We start from the raw sequence: 22,551 nt of genomic DNA on the forward strand, positions 1-22,551 counted from the left end.
CATGCCCGAGGAGTTCAACGACCCGCTCTGGCGGCAGATTCTCTCTGGCGCGCAGATGCTGTTCGTGGCCTTCGGCGCCCTGGTGCTGATGCCGCTGATCACCGGTCTCGACCCCAACGTGGCGCTGTTTACCGCAGGCCTTGGCACGTTGCTGTTCCAGATTGTCACCCGGCGCCAGGTGCCGGTGTTCCTGGCCTCAAGCTTCGCCTTCATCACCCCCATCATCCTCGCCAAGGGCCAGTTCGGCCTGGCCGAGACCATGGGCGGGGTCATGGCGGCTGGCTTCGTGTACACCTTTCTGGGCCTGGCCGTTAAGGTCAAGGGCACCGGCTTCATCGACCGCCTGCTGCCACCGGTGGTGATCGGCCCAGTGATCATCTCCATCGGCCTGGCCATGGCGCCGATTGCCGCCAACATGGCAATGGGCAAGGCTGGCGATGGCGCGGAACTGATCCCGTACAGCACCGCGATGCTGATCTCCATGCCGGCATTGCTGACCACGCTGATCGTGGCCGTGTTTGGCAAAGGCATCTTCCGCCTGGTGCCAATCATCTCCGGCGTATTGGTCGGCTTTGCGCTGGCGTTCTACTTCGGCGTGGTCGACACCGCCAAGATCGCCGCCGCCCCTTGGCTGGGCGTGCCGCACTTCACAGCGCCGGCGTTCAACTGGCAGGCGATCCTGTTCATCGTACCGGTGGCCCTGGCGCCGGCGATCGAACACATCGGCGGCGTGATTGCCGTGGGCAGCGTGACCGGTCGCGACTACCTGAAAAACCCCGGCCTGCACCGCACGCTGCTGGGTGACGGCATCGCCACCACCGCTGCCGGCCTGTTCGGCGGCCCGCCCAACACCACCTACGCGGAAGTGACTGGCGCGGTGATGCTGACCAAGAACTACAACCCCAAGATCATGACCTGGGCGGCGGTCTTCGCCATCAGCCTGGCCTTCATCGGCAAATTCGGCGCGCTGCTGCAAAGCATCCCGGTACCGGTCATGGGCGGCATCCTGTGCCTGCTGTTCGGTTCGATCGCGGCGGTGGGCATGAACACCCTGATCCGCCACAAGATCGACCTGGGCGAAGCACGCAACCTGGTGATCGTTTCGGTGACGTTGGTGTTTGGTATCGGCGGCGTGCTGATCGGCACCGGCACCGGGCCGAGCGACTTTGGCTTGAAAGGCATTGCCCTGTGCGCCGTGGTGGCGATTGCGCTGAACCTGATCTTGCCGGGCAATGATGGCTGGAAGAAGGACAAGACCGATACGGTGTTGTAACGCAGCCAGCCTGAGGCACCGTGGCATGCACTTCGCGGATAAATCCGCTCCTACAGACCCAGCTCTTGTAGGAGCGGATTTATCCGCGAAGAACGCGCCGCGCTGCCCTAGAGCATCACCGGCGCCCGCTCACACAACACCTTCAACGCCTGCGCCCAATCTGCCCGATCATTCAGGCAAGGCACCAGCACCAATTCCTGCCCCCCCGCCGCGATAAACTGCTCGCGGCCGCGGTCGCCGATCTCTTCCAACGTCTCGATGCAGTCGGCCACGAACGCCGGGCACATCACCAGCAGCTTTTTAACCCCCTGCTTGGCCAACTCGTCCAGGCGTGCCTCGGTGTAGGGCTCGATCCATTTCGCACGGCCCAGGCGCGACTGGAAGGCCACCGACCACTTGCCATCAGGCAAGCCGAGGCGCTCTGCGCAGGCTTGTGCCGCACGCAAGCACTGCGCGCGATAGCAGGTGGCGAGCACCTCGGGGGAGGCGGTGCGGCAGCAGTCGGCGTCTTTCAGGCAATGGCCGGGGTTGAGCTTGGTGAGGTGCCGTTCGGGCAGGCCGTGAAAGCTCATCAGCAGGTGGTCGAAGTCTTGTTCCACGTGCGCGCGGGCGCTGTCGGCCAGCGCCTGGATGTATTCGGGCTGGTCGTAGAACGGCTGTAGCACAGAGAACTGCACGGGCAGTTTTTTCTGCCGCACCACCTTCCTCGCTTCCTCGATCACCGTGGTCACGGTGCTGTCGGCAAACTGTGGGTACAGTGGCGCCAGGGTGATGTTCTTGATGCCCTGCCCGGCCAGGCGGGTGAGCACGGTATCGAGGGAAGGCTCGCCGTAACGCATGGCGATTTCCACCGGGCCGTGGGTCCACTGGCGGTGCATGGCGGTTTGCAAGCGGCGGGTCAGCTCCACCAGCGGCGAGCCCTCCTCCCACCAGATCGATGCGTAGGCATGCGCCGACTGCTCGGGGCGCTTGATCAAGATCAGCGACACCAGCAAGCGCCGCACCGGCCAGGGCAAGTCGATGACGTACGGGTCCATGAGGAACTGATTGAGGTAGCTACGCACATCAGCGACAGACGTCGAGGCGGGCGAGCCCAGGTTAACCATCAGCAAGGCATGATCGGTCATGCAGCGTCCTAATTTCAGAGGCGCCTGGACAGGTCGTCCAGCGCCGTTGGCAAATCGGTAAAACGAAAGGTAAAACCTTGCGCCAGTAAACGTTGTGGGAGCGCACGCTGGCCACCCAGCAGCAGACCAGACAGCTCGCCCAGCCCGGCTTTAAGCAGCAACGCCGGCAAGGGCATGAAGGCTGGCCGATGCAGCGCCTTGCCCAGCAACCGGGCGAACTCACGGTTGCGTACCGGCGTGGGCGCGCAGGCATTATAAGGACCGCTGGCATCATCGTGCTTGAGCAGAAAATCTATCAGGGCGATTTGATCGTCAATGTGGACCCACGGCATCCACTGCCGACCGTTGCCAATCGGCCCGCCCACGCCCAGCTTGAAAGGCAGGCGCAGCTTGGTCAAAAATCCGCCTTCGCTGGCCAGCACCAGGCCGGTTCGCACGCACACCACGCGCAGGCCGAATGCCTGTGCGCGTTGCGCGGTTTCTTCCCAGGCCTGGCAGAGTTGGCTGGCAAAATCCTGGGTCACCGGTTGCGATTGCTCGGTGATTTCCCGCTCGCCGCTGTCGCCATACCAGCCCACGGCCGAACCCGAGATCAGCACAGAGGGGCGTTGCTGGCGCGTCTCAAGCCACGCCAATAATTGTTCGGTGAGGGTGATGCGGCTGGCCCACAGCAAAGCCCGGCGCTTGCCAGTCCAGGGCCGGTCAGCGATGGGTTCGCCGGCCAGGTTGACGATCGCATCGAGCGGCTCTTGGCCCAGCTCTTCAAGCCGGGCAATACCGCGCACCGAAGTACCACAAAGGGCCGCGACCCTGTCCGGCCGTCGGCTCCACACCGTCAGCTGAAAACCCTGCTTGAGCCAGTATTGGCAGAGCTTGCGACCTATCAGACCTGTACCGCCGGTCAGCAATATGCGCATGACGGCTTCCTCTTGTGGCGTTAATTGGCCATCGCTAGTCTATTTTTAAGAGAGAGGCACTTTTGCCGATGGACTGCTCTCAGATAAATCATAGGACAACGACCGTTGAAGGATAACGATAACTTATACCAAAAATGATTATTGTACAGGTTTGTCCATCGGCGTAGTCTGTGCATAGAAGTAACGAGGCCACTATGACTGTACCTATTGCCATCATCGGTACCGGCATCGCCGGGCTCGCAGCTGCCCAGGCGCTGCACAAGGCCGGCCATGCCTACCGCTTGTTCGACAAGAGCCGCGGCGCCGGCGGACGCATGTCCAGCAAGCGCAGCGAAGCCGGTTCGCTGGACCTGGGCGCGCAGTATTTCACCGCGCGTGATCGGCGCTTCGTCGACCAGGTCAATCAGTGGAAGGCCCAGGGCCTGGTCGCCGAATGGACCCCCCTGCTCTACAACGCCAAAGAAGGCCAACTGAGCCCATCGCCCGACGAGCAGGTGCGCTATGTCGGCACCCCGCGCATGGGCGCGATCGCCAAGGCCATGGCCGTCGAAGAGTTCACCACCTTCAACTGCCGCATTACCGAAGTCTTTCGCGGCGCCCATCACTGGCACCTGCTGGATGCCGAGGGGTGCAGCCACGGCCCCTTCAGCCACGTGATCGTTGCCGTGCCAGCGCCTCAGGCGACCGCTTTGCTGGCGGCCGCGCCGAAGCTTGCCGGCGTAGTCGCGGGCGTGCAGATGGAACCGACCTGGGCCATCGCGCTGGCCTTCGACACGCCGCTGGAAACCCCGATGCAGGGCTGTTTCGTACAAGGCAGCCCGCTCGACTGGGTGGCGCGAAACCGCAGCAAACCGGGCCGCAACGATAGCCCCGATACGTGGGTGCTGCATGCCACCAGTCAATGGAGCAAGCAGCATATCGACCTGCCCAAGGAAGCGGTCATCGAGCACTTGCACGGCGCTTTTGCCGAGCTTGTCAACTGCGCCATGCCGGCACCGGCCTTCAGTATTGCCCACCGCTGGCTGTATGCCCGCCCTGCCGGCAACCATGAATGGGGCGCGCTGGCCGACGCCGATCTGGGCCTGTACGTATGTGGCGACTGGTGCTTGTCGGGCCGTGTCGAAGGTGCCTGGCTCAGTGGCCAGGATGCTGCCCGCCGCTTGATCGAACACCTGGAGTGAAGGCCGGCCATCGTCTCAACCCGCGCAAGTTGCTGCTGTCCAAGTGGACAGCAGCCCATCCTGTTAAACGCGAAAAACATTTCCTGGTCACCGAACTGTTCAGCGATGAGGACGGCACCGTCATCGACATCGAATTGCAAGCGGTGCTCACCCACGGCACCCGTCGCCTGCCTTGGCAGGAGCTGGCCAACGCCGAGCAGTGGCTGATGGGCTGGAAGTAGAACCCTCTGCAAATCTTGTACAAATAATTTGACTTGTACAGCTACGCTCCTATGATGAGTAGAGTTGTACACAAATCATTGCATGTACAAGATTGCACGAGGTGCTACATGTTCGATCCGCCCGCTGGCCACAAACCGAAAATCGCCATCAGCGCCTGCCTGATGGGTGTCGAAGTGCGCTTCAACGGCGGGCACAAAGAGTCGCGGCTGTGCAGCCATGCCTTGGCCGAGCACTTCGATTTCATACCGGTGTGCCCGGAAGTGGCCATCGGCATGGGTATCCCCCGCGAGCCCATTCGCCTGGTGGGCGACCCCGCACGCCCCCAAGCAGTCGGCAGCGTGAACCCCGACCTGAACGTCACCCAATTGCTGGCTGACTACGGCCGCAGCATGGCCACCCAACTCGACGACATCAGCGGCTACATCTTCATGCACAAATCGCCGTCCTGCGGCCTTGAGCGAGTGAAGGTGTACCGCGACAACGGTGCCCCGCAAAAAGACGGTGGCCGCGGCATTTATGCCCAGGCCTTCTGCGCGCAGTACCCGGATTTGCCGGTGGAAGAAGACGGCCGTCTGTGTGACGCCGTGCTGCGCGAAAATTTTCTGGTGCGGGTGTACGCCTATTCCGACTACCAGGCACTGTGCGCTCAGGGGCTGACCCGTCGCGGCCTGATGGAATTTCACTCGCGCTACAAATACCAACTGATGGCCAATAACCCACTGCAATACAAAGTGCTCGGCAAACTGCTGGGCAGCATGGGCCGCAGCGATGCCAACGACGTGGGGCCGGCCTATTTCAGCCAGTTGATGGCGGCCCTCAAGCGCTGCGCTACCCGCGGCACCCACACCAATGTGCTGCTGCACCTGAGTGGCTACCTCAAGCAAGCCATCAGTACCGATGACAAGCAGGAAGTACAGCAGCTGATCACTCAGTACCGCGAGGGCATCGTGCCGCTGGTGGTGCCGCTGACCCTGCTCAAGCACCTGTTCCGCCTGCACCCCGACCCGTATGTCAGCCAGCAGGTGTACCTGCAGCCGCACCCGGAAAACCTAAGCCTGCGCAATGCGATCTGACCTCATGGATGCTTCCCCCGAACACCTCGACGACCGCGCGGGGCCACTGGCCGAAGGCTGGCTACCCATCCGTGAGGTCGCCAGGCAAACCGGCGTGAATGCCGTGACCTTACGCGCCTGGGAGCGCCGCTACGGGTTGATCGTGCCGCATCGCACGGCCAAGGGCCACCGGCTCTACACCCTGGAACACGTGCAACGCATCCACACTATTTTGATCTGGCTGAACCGCGGCGTGTCAGTGAGCCAGGTGCGCGACCTGCTGGATGCACCGCAGCAAGCCATCGCCGAGCGTGGTGCCAACGATTGGTTGCCGCTGCGCCACACCTTGCTGCAAGCGATCAGCGAACTGGCCGAGCGGCGGGTTGACGACACGTTCAACCAGGCCATGGCCCTGTACCCGCCAGTGACCTTGTGCGAGCAGTTGCTGATGCCACTGCTGGCCGACCTGGAGCAACGCTGGCAGGGCCAGTTTGGCGCGCAGATGGAACGGGTGTTCTTTTACTCCTGGCTGCGCAGCAAATTGGGCGCGCGCATCTACCACAACAACCGCCAGCTCAGCGGCCCACCGCTATTGCTGATCAACCATAGCGACCTGCCACTGGAGCCTTCGTTGTGGTTGACCGCATGGCTGGCCAGCAGCGCCGACTGCCCGGTCGAAGTGTTCGACTGGCCTTTGCCGGTGGGCGAGCTGGCCATGGCCTGTGACCGCCTCCAAGCCCGTGCAGTGGTGCTGTACGCCAGCAGAAGCTTCAACGTTCAACACCTCCCCCGGCTACTGGCCGGCTGTCACACGCCGGTGGTGATCGCCGGACCAGCGGTATGCATCCACAAAGCGGAGTTGCTCGTACATAGCTCAGAAATCGACGAACTGAGTCTGGTCGACGACCCGTTGTCTGCCCAGCAGCGCCTTCTGCAGTTGGGACTTCTTCAAGGCAGACCTTCATGAAACGACACGACTCTGAAACAGGACATCCCATGCAATTGATCTGGCTGCGCAGCGATTTGCGCCTACATGACAACACCGCCCTGGCCGCAGCCTGCGAGCAGGGCCCGACGGTCGCGGTGTACCTGATCAGCCCGCAGCAATGGCAACGGCATGACGATGCCGCCTGCAAAGTCGATTTCTGGCTGCGCAACCTGCACATCCTGAGCAAAACCCTCGGTGAGTTGCACATTCCCCTGCTGATCCGCGTGGCCCAGACCTGGGACCAGGCGCCGAGGGTGCTGCTTGAGCTGTGCCAGCAGCACGGCATTCAAGCGCTGCACTGCAATGACGAGTACGGCATCAACGAGACCCGTCGCGACGCAGCGGTCGCCGAGGCGCTGGCAGGTGCCGACATCGGTTTTAACCACTACACCGACCAACTGCTGTTCAAGCCCGGCAGCATCCTGACCAAAAGCGGTAGCGTGTTCCAAGTGTTCAGCCAGTTCCGCAAAGTGTGCTACGAGCACCTGCATCGCGCCCTGCCGGCCATCGTCGCACGGCCAAAAGCGCAGGCCCCGTTGCCGATCAAGGCCGACACCGTGCCCCAACTGGTCGAGGGCTTTGCCACCCCCACCCAGGCCCTGCAAACACTCTGGCCTGCCGGTGAAGACGAGGCGCAACGTCGCCTGGACACCTTTGTCGACGAGCCCATCGAGTATTACCAAAACGAACGCGACATCCCCTCGCGCCCGGGCACCAGCCAACTGTCGGCGTACCTGGCGGCGGGCGTGATCTCCCCGCGCCAATGCCTGCATGCCGCAATCGCCCGCAACCACGGCGAGTTCGAAAGCGGTAACGTCGGCGTCGCCACCTGGGTCAACGAGCTGTGCTGGCGGGATTTCTACAAACACATCCTGGTCGGCTACCCGCGCGTATCGCGGCACAAGGCTTTCCGCCAGGAAACCGAGGCCCTGGCCTGGCGTGACGCCCCTGAAGACCTCAAGGCCTGGCAAGAAGGCCGCACCGGTATCCCGATCGTCGACGCGGCCATGCGCCAACTGCTGGAGACCGGCTGGATGCACAACCGCCTGCGCATGGTGGTGGCGATGTTCCTGACTAAAAACTTGCTGATCAACTGGCGTGAAGGCGAGCGGTTTTTCATGCGCCACTTGATCGACGGCGACCTGGCGGCCAACAACGGTGGTTGGCAATGGAGTGCCTCGACCGGCACCGACGCCGCGCCGTACTTCCGCATCTTCAACCCGGTCAGCCAGTCCAGCCGGTTCGATGAACAAGGCGTGTTCCTCAAGCAGTGGCTGCCGGAGCTGGCCAAACTGGGCAAAAAAGAAGTCCATGCGCCAGCCACCGGTGGCCTGTTTGGCAGCGCCAACTATCCGGCCCCTATCGTCGACTTGGGCAAAAGCCGCGACCGCGCCCTGGCCGCGTTCAAGAACTTGCCCACACTCAAGCAAGTCGGGGGTCAGCGTGGCTGAATTCCTGTACCGCTTCGCCGACACGTTCAGCGAACTGGACAAGGACAACCTCGACCAGTTGTCGCTGATCTACAGCGACGACATCCATTTTCGCGACCCGCTGCACGAGGTGCGCGGCATGGCCGAGCTGCGCCGTTACTTCGGCGAGCTGTACGCCAATGTCGAACAGCTGCATTTCGACTTCGAGCACATCGACCAGGTGCGTGAAGGCGAAGGCTACCTGCGCTGGTGCATGACCTTCGCCCACCCACGCCTGAACAAGGGCCAGCGCATTCAGGTGCCAGGCTGCTCCCACGTGCGCTGGCACGACAAGGTGTACCAGCACCGTGATTATTTCGATGCTGGCGCCCTGCTTTACGAACATGTACCCGTGTTGGGCTCTGCCGTCAGTTGGTTGAAAAGGAGAATGGCATGAGCACGGCGCGGCGTATCTGGCTCACCGGAGCCAGCAGTGGCCTGGGCGGCGCATTGGCCCAGGCCCTGTTGGCCCAGGGTCACCAAGTGGCGATCAGCGCGCGCTCCCTGGCGCCACTCAAGTTGTTGGAACGCCAATTCCCAGGCCAAGTCCTGGTGGTCGCCGGGGACCTGACCGACCGCGACCAGGTCGGGGCCATCGGCCAACGCATCGAGGAGCATTGGGGCGCGCTGGACAGCGTCATCCTCAACGCCGGTACCTGCGAATACATGGACACCCGCCAGTTCGATGCCGGCATCATCGAACGGGTGATCAAAACCAACCTTATGGCCAGTGCCTATTGCATCGAAGTGTCGCTGCCATTGCTGCGCAAGGGCAGCCTGCCGCATTTGGTCGGCGTCAGCAGCTCGGTCACCTACCTGCCGCTGACACGCTCGCAAGCCTACGGTGCCTCCAAGGCGGCGCTGCGTTACCTGTACGAATCCCTGCGCGTGGACCTTGCCCATGAAGGGATCGATGTCACGGTGGTCAGCCCAGGCTTCGTCGACACGCCGCTGACGGCCAAGAATGACTTCCCCATGCCCATGAAAGTCAGCGCCGATACCGGTGCCCGCTACATCGCCGAGCGCCTGCACAAGCGCCCCTTGGAGATCGCCTTCCCGACGCTGTTTATCAGCATCCTGCGCGTGCTGGCGTGGCTGCCCATGCGGCTGCAACTGGGCATTGCCAAACGCATGGTGCGCCAAGGAGAACAAGGATGAAGGTGGCCATCATCGGCAGCGGCATCGCAGGGCTGACCTGCGCTTGGCTGCTGAACCGCACGCACGACATCACCGTGTTCGAAGCCGGCGAATGGGTGGGCGGGCATACCCACACCCTGGACATCGAGCACCAGGGCGAACGCCACGCCATCGACACCGGCTTTATCGTATTCAACGACTGGACCTACCCCAACTTCATCAACTTGCTGGGCCAACTCGGCGTGCCGTTCAAGCCCACCGAGATGAGTTTTTCGGTCAGCGACCCGGCCGCCAACCTGGAATACAACGGCAATAACTTGAGCAGCCTGTTCGCCCAGCGCAGCAACCTCTGGTCGCCGGGCTTCTGGGGCATGCTGCGCGATATCCTGCGCTTCAACCGCCAAGCGGTGATCGACCTGCAAGCCGAGCGCATCGCCGCCGACACCACCCTGGGCGATTACCTGAAAGCCAATGGCTACGGCAAACGCTTTGTCGACCACTACATCGTGCCCATGGGCGCAGCCATCTGGTCGATGTCGCTGGCAGACATGCTGGGTTTCCCGTTGCAGTTTTTCGTACGGTTTTTCAAAAACCATGGCTTGTTGTCTGTCACCAACCGGCCGCAATGGTACGTGGTAGAGGGCGGCTCCAGCCGTTACATCGAGCCTTTGACCTCAGGCTTTCGCGAGCGCATTCGCACCCAGTGCCCAGTGTCTTTGGTTGAGCGCGACCTGGACGGCGTGACCGTGCACAGCCCCCGCGGCAGCGAGCATTTCGACAAGGTGGTGTTCGCTTGCCACAGCGACCAGGCCTTGAAATTGCTGGCGGCACCCTCCGATGCCGAGCAGCAGATCCTGGGCGCCCTGCCCTATGCCGACAACGAAGTGGTGTTGCACACCGACATCTCGCGCCTACCACAACGCCGCCTGGCCTGGGCCAGTTGGAACTACCGGCTGGGTGAACCCGGCCAGCGCCTCGCGGCCGTGACCTATGACATGAACATCCTGCAGGGCCTGCAGAGCGACACCACATTCTGCGTCAGCCTCAACCAGACCGATCGCATCGCCCCCGGCAGCATCCTGGCCAAATACACCTACGCCCACCCGCAATACAGCCTGGCCGGCACCCAGGCCCAGGCACGCTGGGAAGAACTGCACGGCGTGCACCACAGTTATTACTGCGGCGCCTACTGGGCCAACGGTTTCCATGAAGACGGCGTCACCAGCGCATTGCGCGTGGCCCACGCCTTTGGCGAAAGCCTGTGAACAGCGCCTTGTACAGCGGCTGGATCAGCCACCGGCGCTTCGTGCCCAAGGGGCATGAATTCCGCTACCGGATCGGCTTGCTGTACCTGGACCTGGCCGAGCAGGCCAGCGTGCTCGGCTTGTCGCCCCTGGCCGGCACCAGCCGCTGGGCGCCATTTGCCTTTCGCGAAACCGACTACCTGCATGCCTACACCGGCACCGGCCAGCCGTTGATCGAGGCCGTACGGCAACTGGTCGGCGAAGCATTAGGTACCGTGCCACAGGGCTCGATTCGGTTACTGACCCAAGCACGCAGCTGGGGCCTGGCCTTCAACCCGGTCAGTTTTTTCTACTGCTTTGACGAGCACGAAAAGCTGATGGCCATTTTGTGTGAAGTGACCAACACCCCTTGGCGCGAGCGTTACCACTATGTGCTGCCCGCCGAGGGCAATGGCCACGAGCACGTGGCCGTCAGCAAGGCGTTCCACGTGTCGCCGTTTTTACCGCGCGACCTGGAATACCACATGAGCTTCAGCCCGCCGGGCGAGCGCCTGGGCGTACACATGAGCGACTGGCAGGGCCCGGAAAAGGTCTTCGACGCCACCCTCAGCCTGCATCGCCAGGCACTCAGCCGGGCCAGCCTGCACCGCCACCTGCTGACCTTCCCGTGGATGACCGCCAAAACCTGCCTGGCCATCTACTGGCAGGCCGTGCGCCTGGCCGTGAAGGGCATGCCGATTTTCAATCATCTGGCCGCCGAAGGCCGTTACCGCACCGCTACTGCGCAACCAAAGGAACGACGCCATGAATAGTTTTTCGGCCAAGGCCAGCCCGTTCAGCACCTACGGACTTACCAGTTCCCTGCTGCGCCGTGGGGTACTGCGCCAGTTACAGCACCTGCGTCACGGGCAACTGGTGGTGATTGAGGGCGAAGACCGCCAAGTCTTCGGCAGCAGCGGCTCGCCCCTGCTCGGTGAAATCCATATCCATGACGCAGCGGCCTGGGGCCTGGTGGCTAGCAATGGCTCAATCGGCGCCGGCGAGGCGTTTATCCACGGTTACTGGAGCTCGCCAGACCTGACCTCGGTGGTGCGCGTGTTCGTCAGCAACCTTGATGTGCTGGACGCCATGGAAGGCGGCCTCGCCCGCCTGAGCCGGCCGCTGGTACAAGGCCTGCACTGGCTGAACCGCAACACGCGCAAGGGCTCGCAGAAAAACATCGCGGCCCACTACGACCTGGGCAACGACCTGTTCGAGCAGTTTCTGGACCCCACCATGATGTATTCGGCGGCGCAATTCGCCAGCCCCGACGACACCCTGGAACAGGCCCAACTGAACAAGCTGGAACGCATCTGCCAGAAGCTGGCACTCAAGCCCAGCGACCACCTGCTGGAAATCGGCACCGGCTGGGGCAGCATGGCGCTGTATGCCGCACAGCATTATGGCTGCCGCGTGACCACCACTACCCTGTCCAAAGAACAGTTCGCCTTTACTCGCCAGCGCATTGATGAACTGGGCCTGCAGGGCCAGGTGACCCTGTTGCTGGAGGACTACCGCGACCTTGAAGGGCAATACGACAAACTGGTGTCGATCGAAATGATCGAGGCCGTCGGCCATCGCTTCTTACCCACCTACTTCCAAAAATGCGCGAAGCTGCTCAAGGACGACGGTTTGATGCTGCTGCAGGCCATCACCATTCGCGAGCAACGCTACGAGCAGGCCAAGAACAACGTCGACTTTATCCAGCGCTACATCTTCCCCGGTGGCGCGTTGCCCTCGGTGCAGAAGATGCTGCAGATCGTCGGCCGCGACACCGACATGAACATGCTGCACATGGAAGATTTCGGCTTGCACTACGCGCGCACCCTGCACCTGTGGCACGAGAACTTCCGTCGCTCGCATAACCGCCTGCGCGAACTGGGCTACGACGACTACTTCCTGCGGCTGTGGGAGTTCTACCTGTGCTACTGCGAAGGTGGCTTCCTGGAACGCACCATCGGCACCGCGCAACTGCTGCTGGCCAAACCTGCGGCCTTGCCACAACCGCTACTCGGGCGCTTCGATGCCTGAAAAACTGGCCAATGCGCTGCTGTTCCAGGCCGGCTGGTTTGCCTGCGTCATCGGCGGCGACAGCGCCTGGCTGCTGCTCGCCCTGGCGGTGCTGGCCTTGCACGTGGCGTGGCACGGCGAGGCGCGATTGTTGATCGAGGCGTTTGGGCTAGGGGTGCTGCTGGACAGCGCCCTGATGTGGGCCGGGGTCTACGACTTCAGGCCCAGCGGCATGGTCATCCCCCTTTGGCTGGCATTGTTGTGGCCGCTGTTTGCCAGCACCCTGCGCCATTGTTTGGCGTGGACGGCCGAGCCGGCCTGGCTGGCCGCCGCGCTGGGCGCTGTTGGCGGGCCGCTGTCGTATTACGCTGGCAGCCAGTGGGCTGGGGTGGCATTCCCCTATGGCCTGTGGCCGACGATGTTCGGGTTGGGGCTGTTGTGGGCGATGATCTTGCCGGGGTTGCACTGGGTGGCGCGGCGCTCGGTTCGCGGTTGAGTGCATGTGCAACTATGTGGAGTGTACGGCCTTCCAGATATTGAACTGTGAGAGCCTCAGGCCGTAACGAGCCAGGACGCCCTCATGCAAACGGCGCAACTCCTCGACAATCAACGCTTGCACATTGGCTCGTTCCGAAGCCGGCACGGCGGCCTCTACAAGCTGTTCGATGACCGTCAAGGGATCCGCATCTGGCTGGCAGACAACATCATGAATCGTGGTCTTGATCAAACTGCGCCATGCCAAACGCATCGGGTCTGGTTCGGCCAGCTCCTGTCTGATTGCCAAGTACTCCTGAGTGGAGCGCTCATAAGCCCATACATATAAATCGCGTAATAACTCGACCCGCGTCAGCTCATAAACACCCAATATCGCCCGGCTGTAGGCTTGCTCAGGAACATCCAGAAAGGTTAAGGGGCATAGGTTGGCGCGAAACAATGGCAGGTTGGCAGCCAAGCGTGAGGTGCGCTTATTGATGTCGGCAAACGGCTGCAGGTAGGGCAGATGCACCATGACGAAAAAGGACTGCTCGAACGGGTCGACAATAGCGCTCGCCTTGGCAAGCACCTGATCAAGCGCTTCTTCAATTTGCGCCGGGGCTGCCAGCGGGCGATAGACACTTAGTCCGATCTCGACCGCGTGCTGACGTAAACGGCCTTCATCGGCGGGGTTTGGCAGCAGGTTTTCAGATAGAGCCTTGAGAGTTGTGCGGCTGTAGGTACCCGCAGGTTCAACTGCCTGACTGGTACGCCCCATCCGGTGGAGCTGCCGGCGTAATGGTTCGGGCAAATAAGCCGTGACGTTCGGCACATAAGCGTCGAGGAACTCATGCTGATACCCCACTGGTTTTCGCGCTTGCAGTGGCAGATCGATGTACTCCAAAATATCTCGGCTATCGGCAGACAGCGGGATGTACGCAGGAAACTGCCCACCCACCGGCGAAGCGACAGGGGCAGGCACAGCAGCCGCGTAGTAGCGCCGGGAGCGCGCCTCACCCACCGCGACAATTTGCCCACCATCGCTTAACTGCGCGATCCACCGTTGTGCAGTGCGGCGAGCGACCTCTGGATGAGCACCCAGCCAATCCGAAAGGATCAAACCGTGGTCGGACCCTTGAATACTGGCGAGCAAATCGGTAACTGTGGTCATGGCCGTGGCGCGATTAGAATGAATATGGCGCGATTGTGGCGCGATTCACAGAATCGCGCCACTTTTGATGGCGCGATACTTTCCCCTGTGGCGCGATAGCGTCAGGTACCTAGCACTTTTCGCCACCAGCTTCCCTGCTCCTCTGGCATTGCCATCGGCAAAACCTGCGGCATATCACGCAACCGAATCCACGGCTCACTCTGCCAATACAACACGCTCAACGACGCACGCCGCCAGCACATCTGCCCCTGGACGGGTGCCTGCCCGGGCCTGGTGCGCAGGCTGGGCATGACCACGTAAGTCAGCCATTGGCGCAACGCGCGGTTTTCCGGCACGTAGTGATACACCAGCAAGGCCAGCACCCCGGATTCACTGACCATGGCCGTGTGCCGTAGCTGGCCGTCGTAGCGCAGCCAAAGCATGCGGCGTTGATCAGCGTCGAGCTTGGTGGCGTTGCGCTCCTCCAGCCCCGTGCCCATAAGGCGGCCGATGTCTTTCAGGCAAAACCAGGCTTGGTCTTCCAGCATCAATGCCTTGAGCAACCGGCCGTGGCGAAGGAAGGGGATAGAGTCGTGGGGTTCGTTGTCGGCGGGGCTGTGTCCGTGCATAGGTCGAGATCCTTGATTCGGTGATCTGCCATCCATTGTCGTCAAACAAATGGGGTGGCAGCTGTGCGCGGGTTGACGAACCGGGAATCAAAGAACCGGCAGGCCCGAGGGCCTCCCACGCACAGCTGCCATAACAGGATGCTGCGGGCGACATGGTACGCCAGAGTGCAGGGCCTGGTAGAGCGCTGTGGGGCTTTGATTAACAGATCGTCAAATCCGGCCGCTGAATAGGCAGCGACGGGATACAGGGTATGGAGGTGCCGTGCGCCGCACAACCCGGTGGCGGAAAATCAGAAACGTCTGACACACCAAGGGCATTCGGCTACGGCGTATTGGGCTTACCCGGGAAAATGGCGCGTATGCCGCGGCACTTGGGGTAGTCCGTGCAGCCCCAGAAATTGCCGCCGGCATTGCTGCCCGTACGAGCGACTTTTATCACCATGGGCTTTTTGCAGTGGGGGCAGCCAGGCACTTTGGCCTTTACCGGCAAGGATGTTTTTATCGACGTTCGGGGCGCTTTGACTGGTTTAACGATCGTGGGGCGCTTTCCTGACACGTTCGCCGGCTTTTCTGCGAGGGGCTCAGAGGGTTGATCCACTTTTGGACCGCGCCGAAAGACCGAAACGATCCGGTCAATGAAGTCTTTCAACGCCTTAGTCTTCTGGGCCATTACTGATCTCTTCTGCCACAAAAAAGCCCCGGCTGGCGGGGCTTCCTTGTAGCTCTAACGGGGTTAGACGTTAAAGCGGAAGTGCATCACATCGCCGTCTTTAACGATGTATTCCTTGCCCTCAAGGCGCCATTTGCCGGCTTCCTTGGTGCCCGCCTCACCCTTGTACTGGATGAAGTCGTTGTAGGCGATGACTTCGGCGCGGATGAAGCCTTTTTCGAAGTCGGTGTGGATCACGCCAGCGGCCTGTGGCGCGGTGGCGCCGACTTTCACGGTCCAGGCGCGCACTTCTTCAACGCCTGCGGTGAAGTAGGTTTGCAGGTGCAGCAGGTCGTAGCCGGCGCGGATCACGCGGTTCAGGCCTGGTTCTTCGAGGCCCAGGGCTTCGAGGAACATGTCTTTCTCTTCACCGTCGTCGAGTTCGGCGATTTCGGCTTCGATCTTGTTGCAGACCGGTACCACGATCGCGCCTTCTTCTTCGGCGATGGCCCGCACCACGTCCAGCAACGGGTTGTTCTCGAAACCGTCTTCGGCGACGTTGGCGATGTACATCACAGGCTTGGTGGTCAGCAGGTGGAAGCCACGAACGACCTGTTTCTCGTCTTCGCCCATGTTTTTCATCAGGCTGCGCGCAGGCTTGCCCAGGGTGAAGTGGGCAATCAATTGCTCCAACAGGCCCTTCTGAACGACTGCGTCCTTGTCACCGCCCTTGGCGTTGCGCGCGACTTTCTGCAGTTGCTTCTCGCAGCTGTCCAGGTCGGCGAAGATCAGTTCCAGGTCGATGATCTCGATATCGCGCTTGGGGTCGACGCTGTTGGAGACGTGAATCACGTTCTCGTCTTCGAAGCAGCGGACCACGTGGGCGATGGCATCGGTTTCGCGGATGTTGGCCAAAAACTTGTTGCCCAGGCCTTCACCTTTCGACGCGCCAGCCACCAGGCCTGCGATGTCGACGAACTCCATGGTGGTCGGCAGGATGCGCTTGGGCTTGACGATATCGGCCAGCGCCTGCAAGCGTGGGTCGGGCATCGGCACGATGCCGCTGTTCGGCTCGATGGTGCAGAACGGGAAGTTTTCTGCCGCGATACCGGATTTGGTCAAGGCGTTGAACAGGGTGGACTTGCCGACGTTGGGCAGGCCGACGATACCGCAATTGAAACCCATGGTGATTCCCTCTTCGGAGTCAGGCCTTTTGGCTGTGCAGGGTTTTCATCGCGCGATTCCACTCGCCGGCGAAGATATCCGGCAGCACGCCGAGGGCAAAATCGATACTGGCGTCCAGTTTGTCCTGCTCGGCACGCGGTGCGCGGCCTAGCACGAAGTTGGACACCTGACTGGCTACACCCGGGTGGCCAATGCCAAGCCGCAGACGGTGGAAGCCGTTGTTGTTGCCCAGCTGCGCGATAATGTCGCGCAAGCCGTTGTGCCCGCCATGGCCGCCGCCCAATTTGAGCTTGGCAACGCCAGGTGGCAAATCGAGTTCGTCGTGGGCCACCAGAATCGCCTCTACCGGTATGCGGTAGAAATTCGCCAAGGCTGCTACGGCCTGGCCACTGCGGTTCATGTACGTGGTGGGGATCAACAGGCGAACATCATGGCCCTGATGGCTGAAACGCGCCACCAAGCCGAAATACTTGCGATCGGCAACCAGGCTGACGCCTTGTTTGGCTGCGATACGCTCAACGAAAAGAGCCCCTGCGTTATGCCGGGTCTGTTCGTATTCCTGGCCGGGGTTACCCAGGCCAACGATCAGTTGTATGGCGGTCACGACAGGGGCTCTTCCTTGGAGTTGATAATAAGATCGCCGCAGGGTTTACCTGCGGCACGGGTGGCCAAGTATTGCTCATTTACCATTGTAAACTCCGCGATCTCGACCACTCGTGCGCTACGCGATGTTACTGGAGCAACTCCGGCGTGCTGAGTAAATGCTTACTCTGCAGCGCCTTCTTCAGCTTCTGGTGCTACACGTGGCGCGTGAACGTTGGCAACAGCCAGGTCGTTACCGTGAGCCAGTGCAACGAACTCAACGCCTTTAGGGGCTTTGAGGTCAGACAGGTGAATGATCGAACCGATTTCGGCGTTAGCCAGGTCGACTTCGATGAATTCAGGCAGGTCTTTTGGCAGGCAAGAAACTTCGAGCTCGGAAGTAACGTGCGAAACTTCGCCGCCTTTCTTGATCGGAGCAGCTTCGCCGACGAAGTGCACAGGCACGATAGCGGTCAGTTTCTGGCCGGCTACGACGCGTACGAAGTCAGCGTGCAGCACGTGGCCTTTGGCCGGGTGGCGCTGCAGAGCCTTGATGATGACGTTCTGCTTGGTGCCACCAACGTTCAGCTCGATGATGTGGCTGTAGGCCGCGTCGTTTTCGAGCAGTTTGGCAACTTCTTTAGCCAGCATGCTGATGGATTCAGGGGCTTTTTCGCCACCGTAAACTACAGCTGGAACCAGGCTTGCGAGACGACGCAGGCGGCGGCTCGCACCTTTCCCCAGGTCGGAACGCAGTTCAGCATTCAGAGTAAAATCGTTCATTGTGTATCTCCAAGTAACCACATTCGCCCAGCGTTTGCGACCAGCGCTCAGGCGATATGGGCAAAAAAGCCCCGCCACGACCTAAATGTCGGGGCGGGGCGCTTTTCGTCAGCGGACTATCCGTTAAAGGCAGGGCCCTTAGCGGAACATCGCGCTGATCGATTCTTCATTGCTGATGCGGCGAACCGCCTCGGCAACCACCGGCGCGATATCCAGTTGACGGATACGCGAGCAGGCTTGTGCTGCAGCGGACAGCGGGATGGTGTTAGTGACCACCAGCTCGTCCAGCACGGAATTCTCGATATTCTGGATCGCCTTGCCCGACAGCACAGGGTGCGTGCAGTAGGCAAAGACCTTGGCAGCGCCATGCTCTTTCAAGGCTTTCGCCGCGTGGCACAGGGTGCCGGCGGTGTCGACCATGTCATCGACCAGAATACAGGTACGCCCTTCGACATCACCGATGATATGCATCACTTCAGAGTGATTGGCTTTCTCACGGCGCTTGTCGATGATACCCAGATCAACGCCCAGGGACTTGGCAACAGCACGTGCACGCACGACGCCGCCGATGTCCGGGGACACGATCATCAGGTTTTCGAAGCGTTGATCTTCGATATCGTCCACCAGTACTGGGGAGCCGTAGATGTTATCTACTGGGATATCGAAGAAACCCTGGATTTGGTCAGCATGCAAATCAACCGTGAGAACACGATCGATCCCCACCACGGTCAGCATGTCAGCAACGACTTTCGCGCTGATAGCCACACGTGCGGAACGCGGACGGCGATCCTGACGGGCATAACCAAAGTATGGAATCACCGCAGTGATTCGGGACGCTGAGGAGCGACGGAAGGCATCAGCCATCACGACGAGTTCCATCAGGTTATCGTTGGTCGGAGCGCAAGTCGGCTGAATGATAAAGACGTCTTTACCGCGGACGTTTTCATTAATCTCAGTGCTGATTTCGCCGTCGGAAAACTTACCGACAGAGACATCACCCAGTGGGATATGCAGCTGACGTACAACACGCCGAGCCAGATCGGGGTTAGCGTTCCCCGTAAAGACCATCATCTTGGACACGCGCAGTACCTGCCGGCTGAGGGTATACCTGGATGAGTATAGGAAAATGGCAGGGGCGGCTGGATTCGAACCAACGCATGGCAGGATCAAAACCTGCTGCCTTACCGCTTGGCGACGCCCCTGTATCTGTTGCTACGAATGCCCAGCATTCGTTTCCTGTGCCAGACTTTGCAGCTTGCGATGCAACATCGAAACGTTGCTTCCTTTCGCTACAAACCCTGTAAGGGTATCTGCAAGAAGGTGCGAAACTCTATCAGCTTCCGCTTTGCTTGGGAAGGCCCCAAACACACAACTTCCAGTTCCGGTTAGCCTAGCATCACTAAATTTCTTTAGCAAATTCAAAGCGTTAAGTACTTCTGGATAACGCCTTGTGACTACCGCTTCACAGTCATTTCGACTATTTCCCTTGGGAACGGGGCGCACTTTAATGGGATCTGAATCACGTGTCAACAACGGATCTGAAAAAATTTCTGCTGTACTTACAGAGACTTGCGGCACGAGCACCAGATACCACGGTTCTTCAGGGTCTACGGGGGTGAGTTTCTCGCCCACGCCCTCTGCAAAAGCCGCATGCCCGCGCACGAAAACCGGCACGTCGGCCCCCAGCGCAAGGCCCAGGCTGGCCAGGCGATCGACATCAATGCCGGCCTGCCATAGGCAGTTCAAACCCAGCAACGTGGTGGCCGCATCGGAACTGCCGCCACCGATGCCACCGCCCATGGGCAAGACCTTTTTCAACCAGATGTCGGCGCCCAGCGGGGTGCCGGACAGGGCCTTGAGCTTGCGCGCAGCTTTCACGATCAGGTTGCTTTCGTGAGGCACGCCGGCAATGTCGGCGTGCAAGCGGATTTCGCCGTCTTCGCGCACGGCAAATTCCAGCTCGTCGCCGTGATCCAGAAATTGAAAGATCGTTTCCAGCTCATGGTAGCCGTCGGGGCGGCGACCAATGATGTGCAGCATCAGGTTGAGCTTGGCCGGTGCCGGCAACGTCAGGCGCGACAGGGCCATGTCATTGCCCCAGTTGGCGCGGCTGCCAGGTCTTGACCACCAGGGTCACGTCCAGGTCCTTACCGTGCAGCTTGATCCGATCGGGTAGCCAATAGCCGTTCTGTTGGGCATAGCTCAAGTATTCGACCTGCCAGCCATCCTGTTCCAGGTTGGCCAGGCGGCTGTCGCCGTCCAGGGTCAGGCGGCTCTTGCTGTCGGGGGCTGGCAGCCCGCGCACCCACCACACCAGGTGCGAAACGGGCAGCTTCCAGCCCAACTGATCTTGCAGCAGGGTCTCTGGGCTCTCTGCCTCGTAGCGGCCCTGGTTGGCGACTTCCAGGGTGACGTGGCCAGGGCGCCCGGTCAGGCGGGCGGCGCCGCGACCCAGCGGGCCGGACAGGCGAATATCGTAGTAATCCTGGCGCTGCAGCCAGAACAGCGTGCCACTGCCCGAGTCCTTGGGCGCGCGGATACCCACCTTGCCGTCGATCTGCCAGCCGTCGAGCTGGCTGAGCTGGGCCTTGTGGGCGTTCCATTGTTGCGGGTTACCGGTGCCTTCGACGGCTTCACGGCCGCCGAAGCCGGCGCAACCGGCCAGCAGGGCAACCAGGCAGAAAGTGATGCAGTGGCGCAAAAACATAAAATTAAAGAGTCTCTGATCCGGTCAAGCGCAACACGGTGCTGCGCAAAATAGGGCTATCGGGTTGATCTTTCAGGGCCTTGGCCCACACCTGCCTGGCTTCACGCTGCTTGCCATTGGCCCACAGCACCTCGCCCAGGTGGGCGGCGACTTCGTGATCGGGGAAGCGTTGCAACGCTTGACGCAGCAAGGCTTCGGCCTCGTTGAGGTTGCCCAGGCGGTAGTTCACCCAGCCCAGGCTGTCGAGCACGGCCGGGTCGTCCGGGTTGATCTTGTGCGCCTGTTCGATCAGTGCCTTGGCCTCTGCGTAGCGCGTGGTGCGGTCCGACAAGGTGTAGCCCAGGGCGTTGAGGGCCATGGCGTTGTCGGGCTCGCGTTTGATGATGGCGCGCAGGTCTTTTTCCATTTGCGTCAGGTCATCGCGCTTTTCGGCGAGCATGGCGCGGGTGTACAGCAGGTTCAGGTCGTCGGGGTACATCTTCAACGCCTGGTCCAGCACCTGGTTGGCCTGCGCCTCCTTGTTGTTGTTGGCCAGCGTCTCGGCCTCGATCAAGTACAGCTGAATGGCGTAGTCAGGCTGGGCATCACGAGCGTCGGCCAGGCGCTTGGAGGCCTCGGTGGCCTTGCCGCTGGACACCAGGATGTCGGTCAGGCGCAGTTGCGCCGGCAGGTAGTCGGTGCCCGGCCCCACTTGTTCGTACTCGCCCAAGGCGGTTTTCGGGTCGTTGCGCACTTCGGCGATGCGGCCCAGGTTCAGGTGCGCCGAATCGACATGGGCGCCCCGCTCCACCAGTTCGTTGAGGTAGGACTGCGCCTCATCCCAGGCCTTGGCTTCCAGGCACACCAGGGCCAGCGAGTAGCGCAGCTCGTCGTCGTCCGGGTACTGCTGCACCAGGCTTGAGAACTGCACCTTGGCGTCGTCCATGCGGTTCTGCTCGACCAGGGTGCGGGCGTAGGTCAGGCGCAGGCGCTTGTCATCCGGGTACTGGCGAATGTTCTTTTCCAGCAGCGGGATGGCTTCCTTGCCGCGATCCAGGCTTTGCAGCAGACGCGCGCGCAACAGGATCGGGGCGATTTCGCCATCTTGCGGGGGGTTGTCTTCCAGAAGCGTCAGCGCGCCCTTGCCGTCGCCATCTTGTTGCATGAGCAAGGCCTTGCCGAAAATCAGCTGGCCATTACCCGGGTATTTTTTCAGCAGGCGCTCGAACCCTTGCAGCAAACCCTTGCGGGTTTCGGGGTCGGTGTCGGCGGCCGACAGCGCCAGGAAGTCGAAATGCGTGTCGCCCTGGCCTTGGAGCACCTTCTCCATATAGACCATCGACTCGTCGTAACGGCCATTGCGCGCTAACTGGATGGCGGCGGCGCGCTGGGCGTCGAGGTCGGTCGGGGCGTTTTTGGCCCACAACAGCGAGGTATCCAGGGCTACCTGGTCGGCGCCGACATATTCGGCAATACGATAGGCGCGCTCGGAAACCCCCGGGTCTTGGGTTTTGTTGGCCTCCGCGACGTAGTTATCCAGGGCAATGTCGAAGCGGTTGCGCTGGCCCGCCAGCTCCGCCGTCAGCAAGTTGAACACGGTTTCTTCACTGAACGACTTGTACACCTGCGGCTTGGCAACCGGCGCAGGCGTGCTGTCGGCAACGGGAGCAGCCCCGTCGTGCCGGGTCGGAGACCAGGACTGGCAGCCGTTGAGCATGACAAATGCGAGGAACAACGCGGAGGATCTATTCATA

The 22,551-nt window shown here is 61.2% G+C and carries 24 protein-coding genes and 1 tRNA gene; 12 read left to right on the top strand and 13 right to left on the bottom strand.

Annotated features, from left to right (window positions below):
- Window position 1 precedes the first annotated feature (1 nt).
- Entirely contained in the window at window positions 2-1,273 is a 1,272-nt protein-coding gene (locus tag L9B60_RS07045) for a uracil-xanthine permease family protein (RefSeq protein ID WP_249677561.1), read from the top strand.
- Window positions 1,274-1,380: 107 nt separating this feature from the next.
- Here the strand turns inward: L9B60_RS07045 and hemH are convergent, their stop codons facing one another.
- On the bottom strand, window positions 1,381-2,400 hold the full coding sequence (gene hemH / locus L9B60_RS07050) for a ferrochelatase (protein WP_249677562.1): 1,020 nt from the start codon (window positions 2,398-2,400) through the stop codon (window positions 1,381-1,383).
- Between the two features lie 14 nt (window positions 2,401-2,414).
- A complete protein-coding gene (locus tag L9B60_RS07055; RefSeq protein WP_249677563.1) occupies window positions 2,415-3,317 on the bottom strand; it encodes a TIGR01777 family oxidoreductase in 903 nt (300 codons plus the stop codon).
- Window positions 3,318-3,511: 194 nt separating this feature from the next.
- Between L9B60_RS07055 and L9B60_RS07060 the strand changes: the two genes are divergently transcribed.
- From L9B60_RS07060 to L9B60_RS07110, 11 genes are all read left to right on the top strand, one after another.
- Window positions 3,512-4,498, top strand: coding sequence for an NAD(P)/FAD-dependent oxidoreductase (locus tag L9B60_RS07060; protein ID WP_249677565.1), 987 nt, complete (start codon window positions 3,512-3,514; stop codon window positions 4,496-4,498).
- Window positions 4,495-4,719: a TIGR02450 family Trp-rich protein gene (locus tag L9B60_RS07065; RefSeq protein WP_249677567.1), complete on the top strand. Its 225-nt coding sequence runs from the start codon at window positions 4,495-4,497 to the stop codon at window positions 4,717-4,719. The genes L9B60_RS07060 and L9B60_RS07065 overlap by 4 nt, the downstream gene beginning before the upstream one ends.
- Window positions 4,720-4,827: 108 nt before the next feature.
- A complete protein-coding gene (locus L9B60_RS07070; RefSeq protein WP_249677569.1) occupies window positions 4,828-5,793 on the top strand; it encodes a YbgA family protein in 966 nt (321 codons plus the stop codon).
- Entirely contained in the window at window positions 5,783-6,739 is a 957-nt protein-coding gene (locus tag L9B60_RS07075) for a MerR family transcriptional regulator (RefSeq protein WP_438866074.1), read from the top strand. Before L9B60_RS07070 ends, L9B60_RS07075 begins: the two co-directional genes overlap by 11 nt.
- 29 nt (window positions 6,740-6,768) lie before the next feature.
- Entirely contained in the window at window positions 6,769-8,211 is a 1,443-nt protein-coding gene (gene phrB, locus L9B60_RS07080) for a deoxyribodipyrimidine photo-lyase (protein ID WP_249677572.1), read from the top strand.
- Entirely contained in the window at window positions 8,204-8,626 is a 423-nt protein-coding gene (locus tag L9B60_RS07085; RefSeq protein WP_249677576.1) for a nuclear transport factor 2 family protein, read from the top strand. Before phrB ends, L9B60_RS07085 begins: the two co-directional genes overlap by 8 nt.
- Window positions 8,623-9,387, top strand: coding sequence for an SDR family NAD(P)-dependent oxidoreductase (locus L9B60_RS07090; protein WP_249677578.1), 765 nt, complete (start codon window positions 8,623-8,625; stop codon window positions 9,385-9,387). Before L9B60_RS07085 ends, L9B60_RS07090 begins: the two co-directional genes overlap by 4 nt.
- The gene (locus L9B60_RS07095) at window positions 9,384-10,631 is read left to right on the top strand and encodes an NAD(P)/FAD-dependent oxidoreductase (RefSeq protein ID WP_249677580.1); all 1,248 of its coding nucleotides are present in this window, start codon (window positions 9,384-9,386) and stop codon (window positions 10,629-10,631) included. The genes L9B60_RS07090 and L9B60_RS07095 overlap by 4 nt, the downstream gene beginning before the upstream one ends.
- Window positions 10,628-11,422 carry a DUF1365 domain-containing protein gene (locus L9B60_RS07100; protein WP_249677582.1) on the top strand — a complete coding sequence of 265 codons (795 nt, stop codon included), beginning with the start codon at window positions 10,628-10,630 and terminating at the stop codon, window positions 11,420-11,422. The genes L9B60_RS07095 and L9B60_RS07100 overlap by 4 nt, the downstream gene beginning before the upstream one ends.
- Complete coding sequence (locus L9B60_RS07105) at window positions 11,415-12,680, top strand: SAM-dependent methyltransferase (protein WP_249677584.1); 1,266 nt, start codon at window positions 11,415-11,417, stop codon at window positions 12,678-12,680. The genes L9B60_RS07100 and L9B60_RS07105 overlap by 8 nt, the downstream gene beginning before the upstream one ends.
- Window positions 12,673-13,155: a DUF2878 domain-containing protein gene (locus L9B60_RS07110; protein ID WP_249677586.1), complete on the top strand. Its 483-nt coding sequence runs from the start codon at window positions 12,673-12,675 to the stop codon at window positions 13,153-13,155. Before L9B60_RS07105 ends, L9B60_RS07110 begins: the two co-directional genes overlap by 8 nt.
- Window positions 13,156-13,167: 12 nt before the next feature.
- On the opposite strand, the gene L9B60_RS07115 is transcribed toward L9B60_RS07110, so the two are convergent.
- The 11 genes from L9B60_RS07115 to L9B60_RS07165 all read right to left on the bottom strand — a co-directional run bounded on the left by L9B60_RS07115 (window position 13,168) and on the right by L9B60_RS07165 (window position 22,550).
- Entirely contained in the window at window positions 13,168-14,304 is a 1,137-nt protein-coding gene (locus tag L9B60_RS07115; RefSeq protein ID WP_249677589.1) for a Fic family protein, read from the bottom strand.
- A 101-nt stretch (window positions 14,305-14,405) separates the two neighbouring features.
- Window positions 14,406-14,912, bottom strand: a complete 507-nt coding sequence (locus L9B60_RS07120) for a BRO-N domain-containing protein (protein ID WP_249677591.1) — start codon at window positions 14,910-14,912, stop codon at window positions 14,406-14,408.
- Window positions 14,913-15,234: 322 nt separating this feature from the next.
- The gene (locus L9B60_RS07125; protein WP_249677593.1) at window positions 15,235-15,582 is read right to left on the bottom strand and encodes a topoisomerase DNA-binding C4 zinc finger domain-containing protein; all 348 of its coding nucleotides are present in this window, start codon (window positions 15,580-15,582) and stop codon (window positions 15,235-15,237) included.
- 63 nt (window positions 15,583-15,645) lie between these two features.
- Complete coding sequence (gene ychF, locus L9B60_RS07130; RefSeq protein ID WP_249677596.1) at window positions 15,646-16,746, bottom strand: redox-regulated ATPase YchF; 1,101 nt, start codon at window positions 16,744-16,746, stop codon at window positions 15,646-15,648.
- Window positions 16,747-16,765: 19 nt separating this feature from the next.
- Window positions 16,766-17,350, bottom strand: coding sequence for an aminoacyl-tRNA hydrolase (pth, locus tag L9B60_RS07135; RefSeq protein WP_249677598.1), 585 nt, complete (start codon window positions 17,348-17,350; stop codon window positions 16,766-16,768).
- 161 nt (window positions 17,351-17,511) lie between these two features.
- On the bottom strand, window positions 17,512-18,111 hold the full coding sequence (locus tag L9B60_RS07140) for a 50S ribosomal protein L25/general stress protein Ctc (RefSeq protein ID WP_249677601.1): 600 nt from the start codon (window positions 18,109-18,111) through the stop codon (window positions 17,512-17,514).
- Between the two features lie 138 nt (window positions 18,112-18,249).
- Entirely contained in the window at window positions 18,250-19,191 is a 942-nt protein-coding gene (locus L9B60_RS07145) for a ribose-phosphate pyrophosphokinase (RefSeq protein ID WP_249677603.1), read from the bottom strand.
- Window positions 19,192-19,238: 47 nt separating this feature from the next.
- Window positions 19,239-19,313 (bottom strand) — tRNA-Gln (locus L9B60_RS07150).
- Window positions 19,314-19,323: 10 nt separating this feature from the next.
- The gene (ispE, locus tag L9B60_RS07155) at window positions 19,324-20,199 is read right to left on the bottom strand and encodes a 4-(cytidine 5'-diphospho)-2-C-methyl-D-erythritol kinase (RefSeq protein ID WP_249677606.1); all 876 of its coding nucleotides are present in this window, start codon (window positions 20,197-20,199) and stop codon (window positions 19,324-19,326) included.
- A 1-nt stretch (window position 20,200) separates the two neighbouring features.
- Window positions 20,201-20,818 (bottom strand): lipoprotein insertase outer membrane protein LolB, encoded by a 618-nt coding sequence (lolB, locus tag L9B60_RS07160; RefSeq protein ID WP_249677608.1) that lies wholly within the window; start codon window positions 20,816-20,818, stop codon window positions 20,201-20,203.
- Between the two features lie 4 nt (window positions 20,819-20,822).
- A complete protein-coding gene (locus L9B60_RS07165; protein ID WP_249677610.1) occupies window positions 20,823-22,550 on the bottom strand; it encodes a tetratricopeptide repeat protein in 1,728 nt (575 codons plus the stop codon).
- Window position 22,551: the final 1 nt, after the last annotated feature.

The organism is Pseudomonas abieticivorans (assembly GCF_023509015.1).
GTDB classification, from domain to species: domain Bacteria; phylum Pseudomonadota; class Gammaproteobacteria; order Pseudomonadales; family Pseudomonadaceae; genus Aquipseudomonas; species Aquipseudomonas abieticivorans.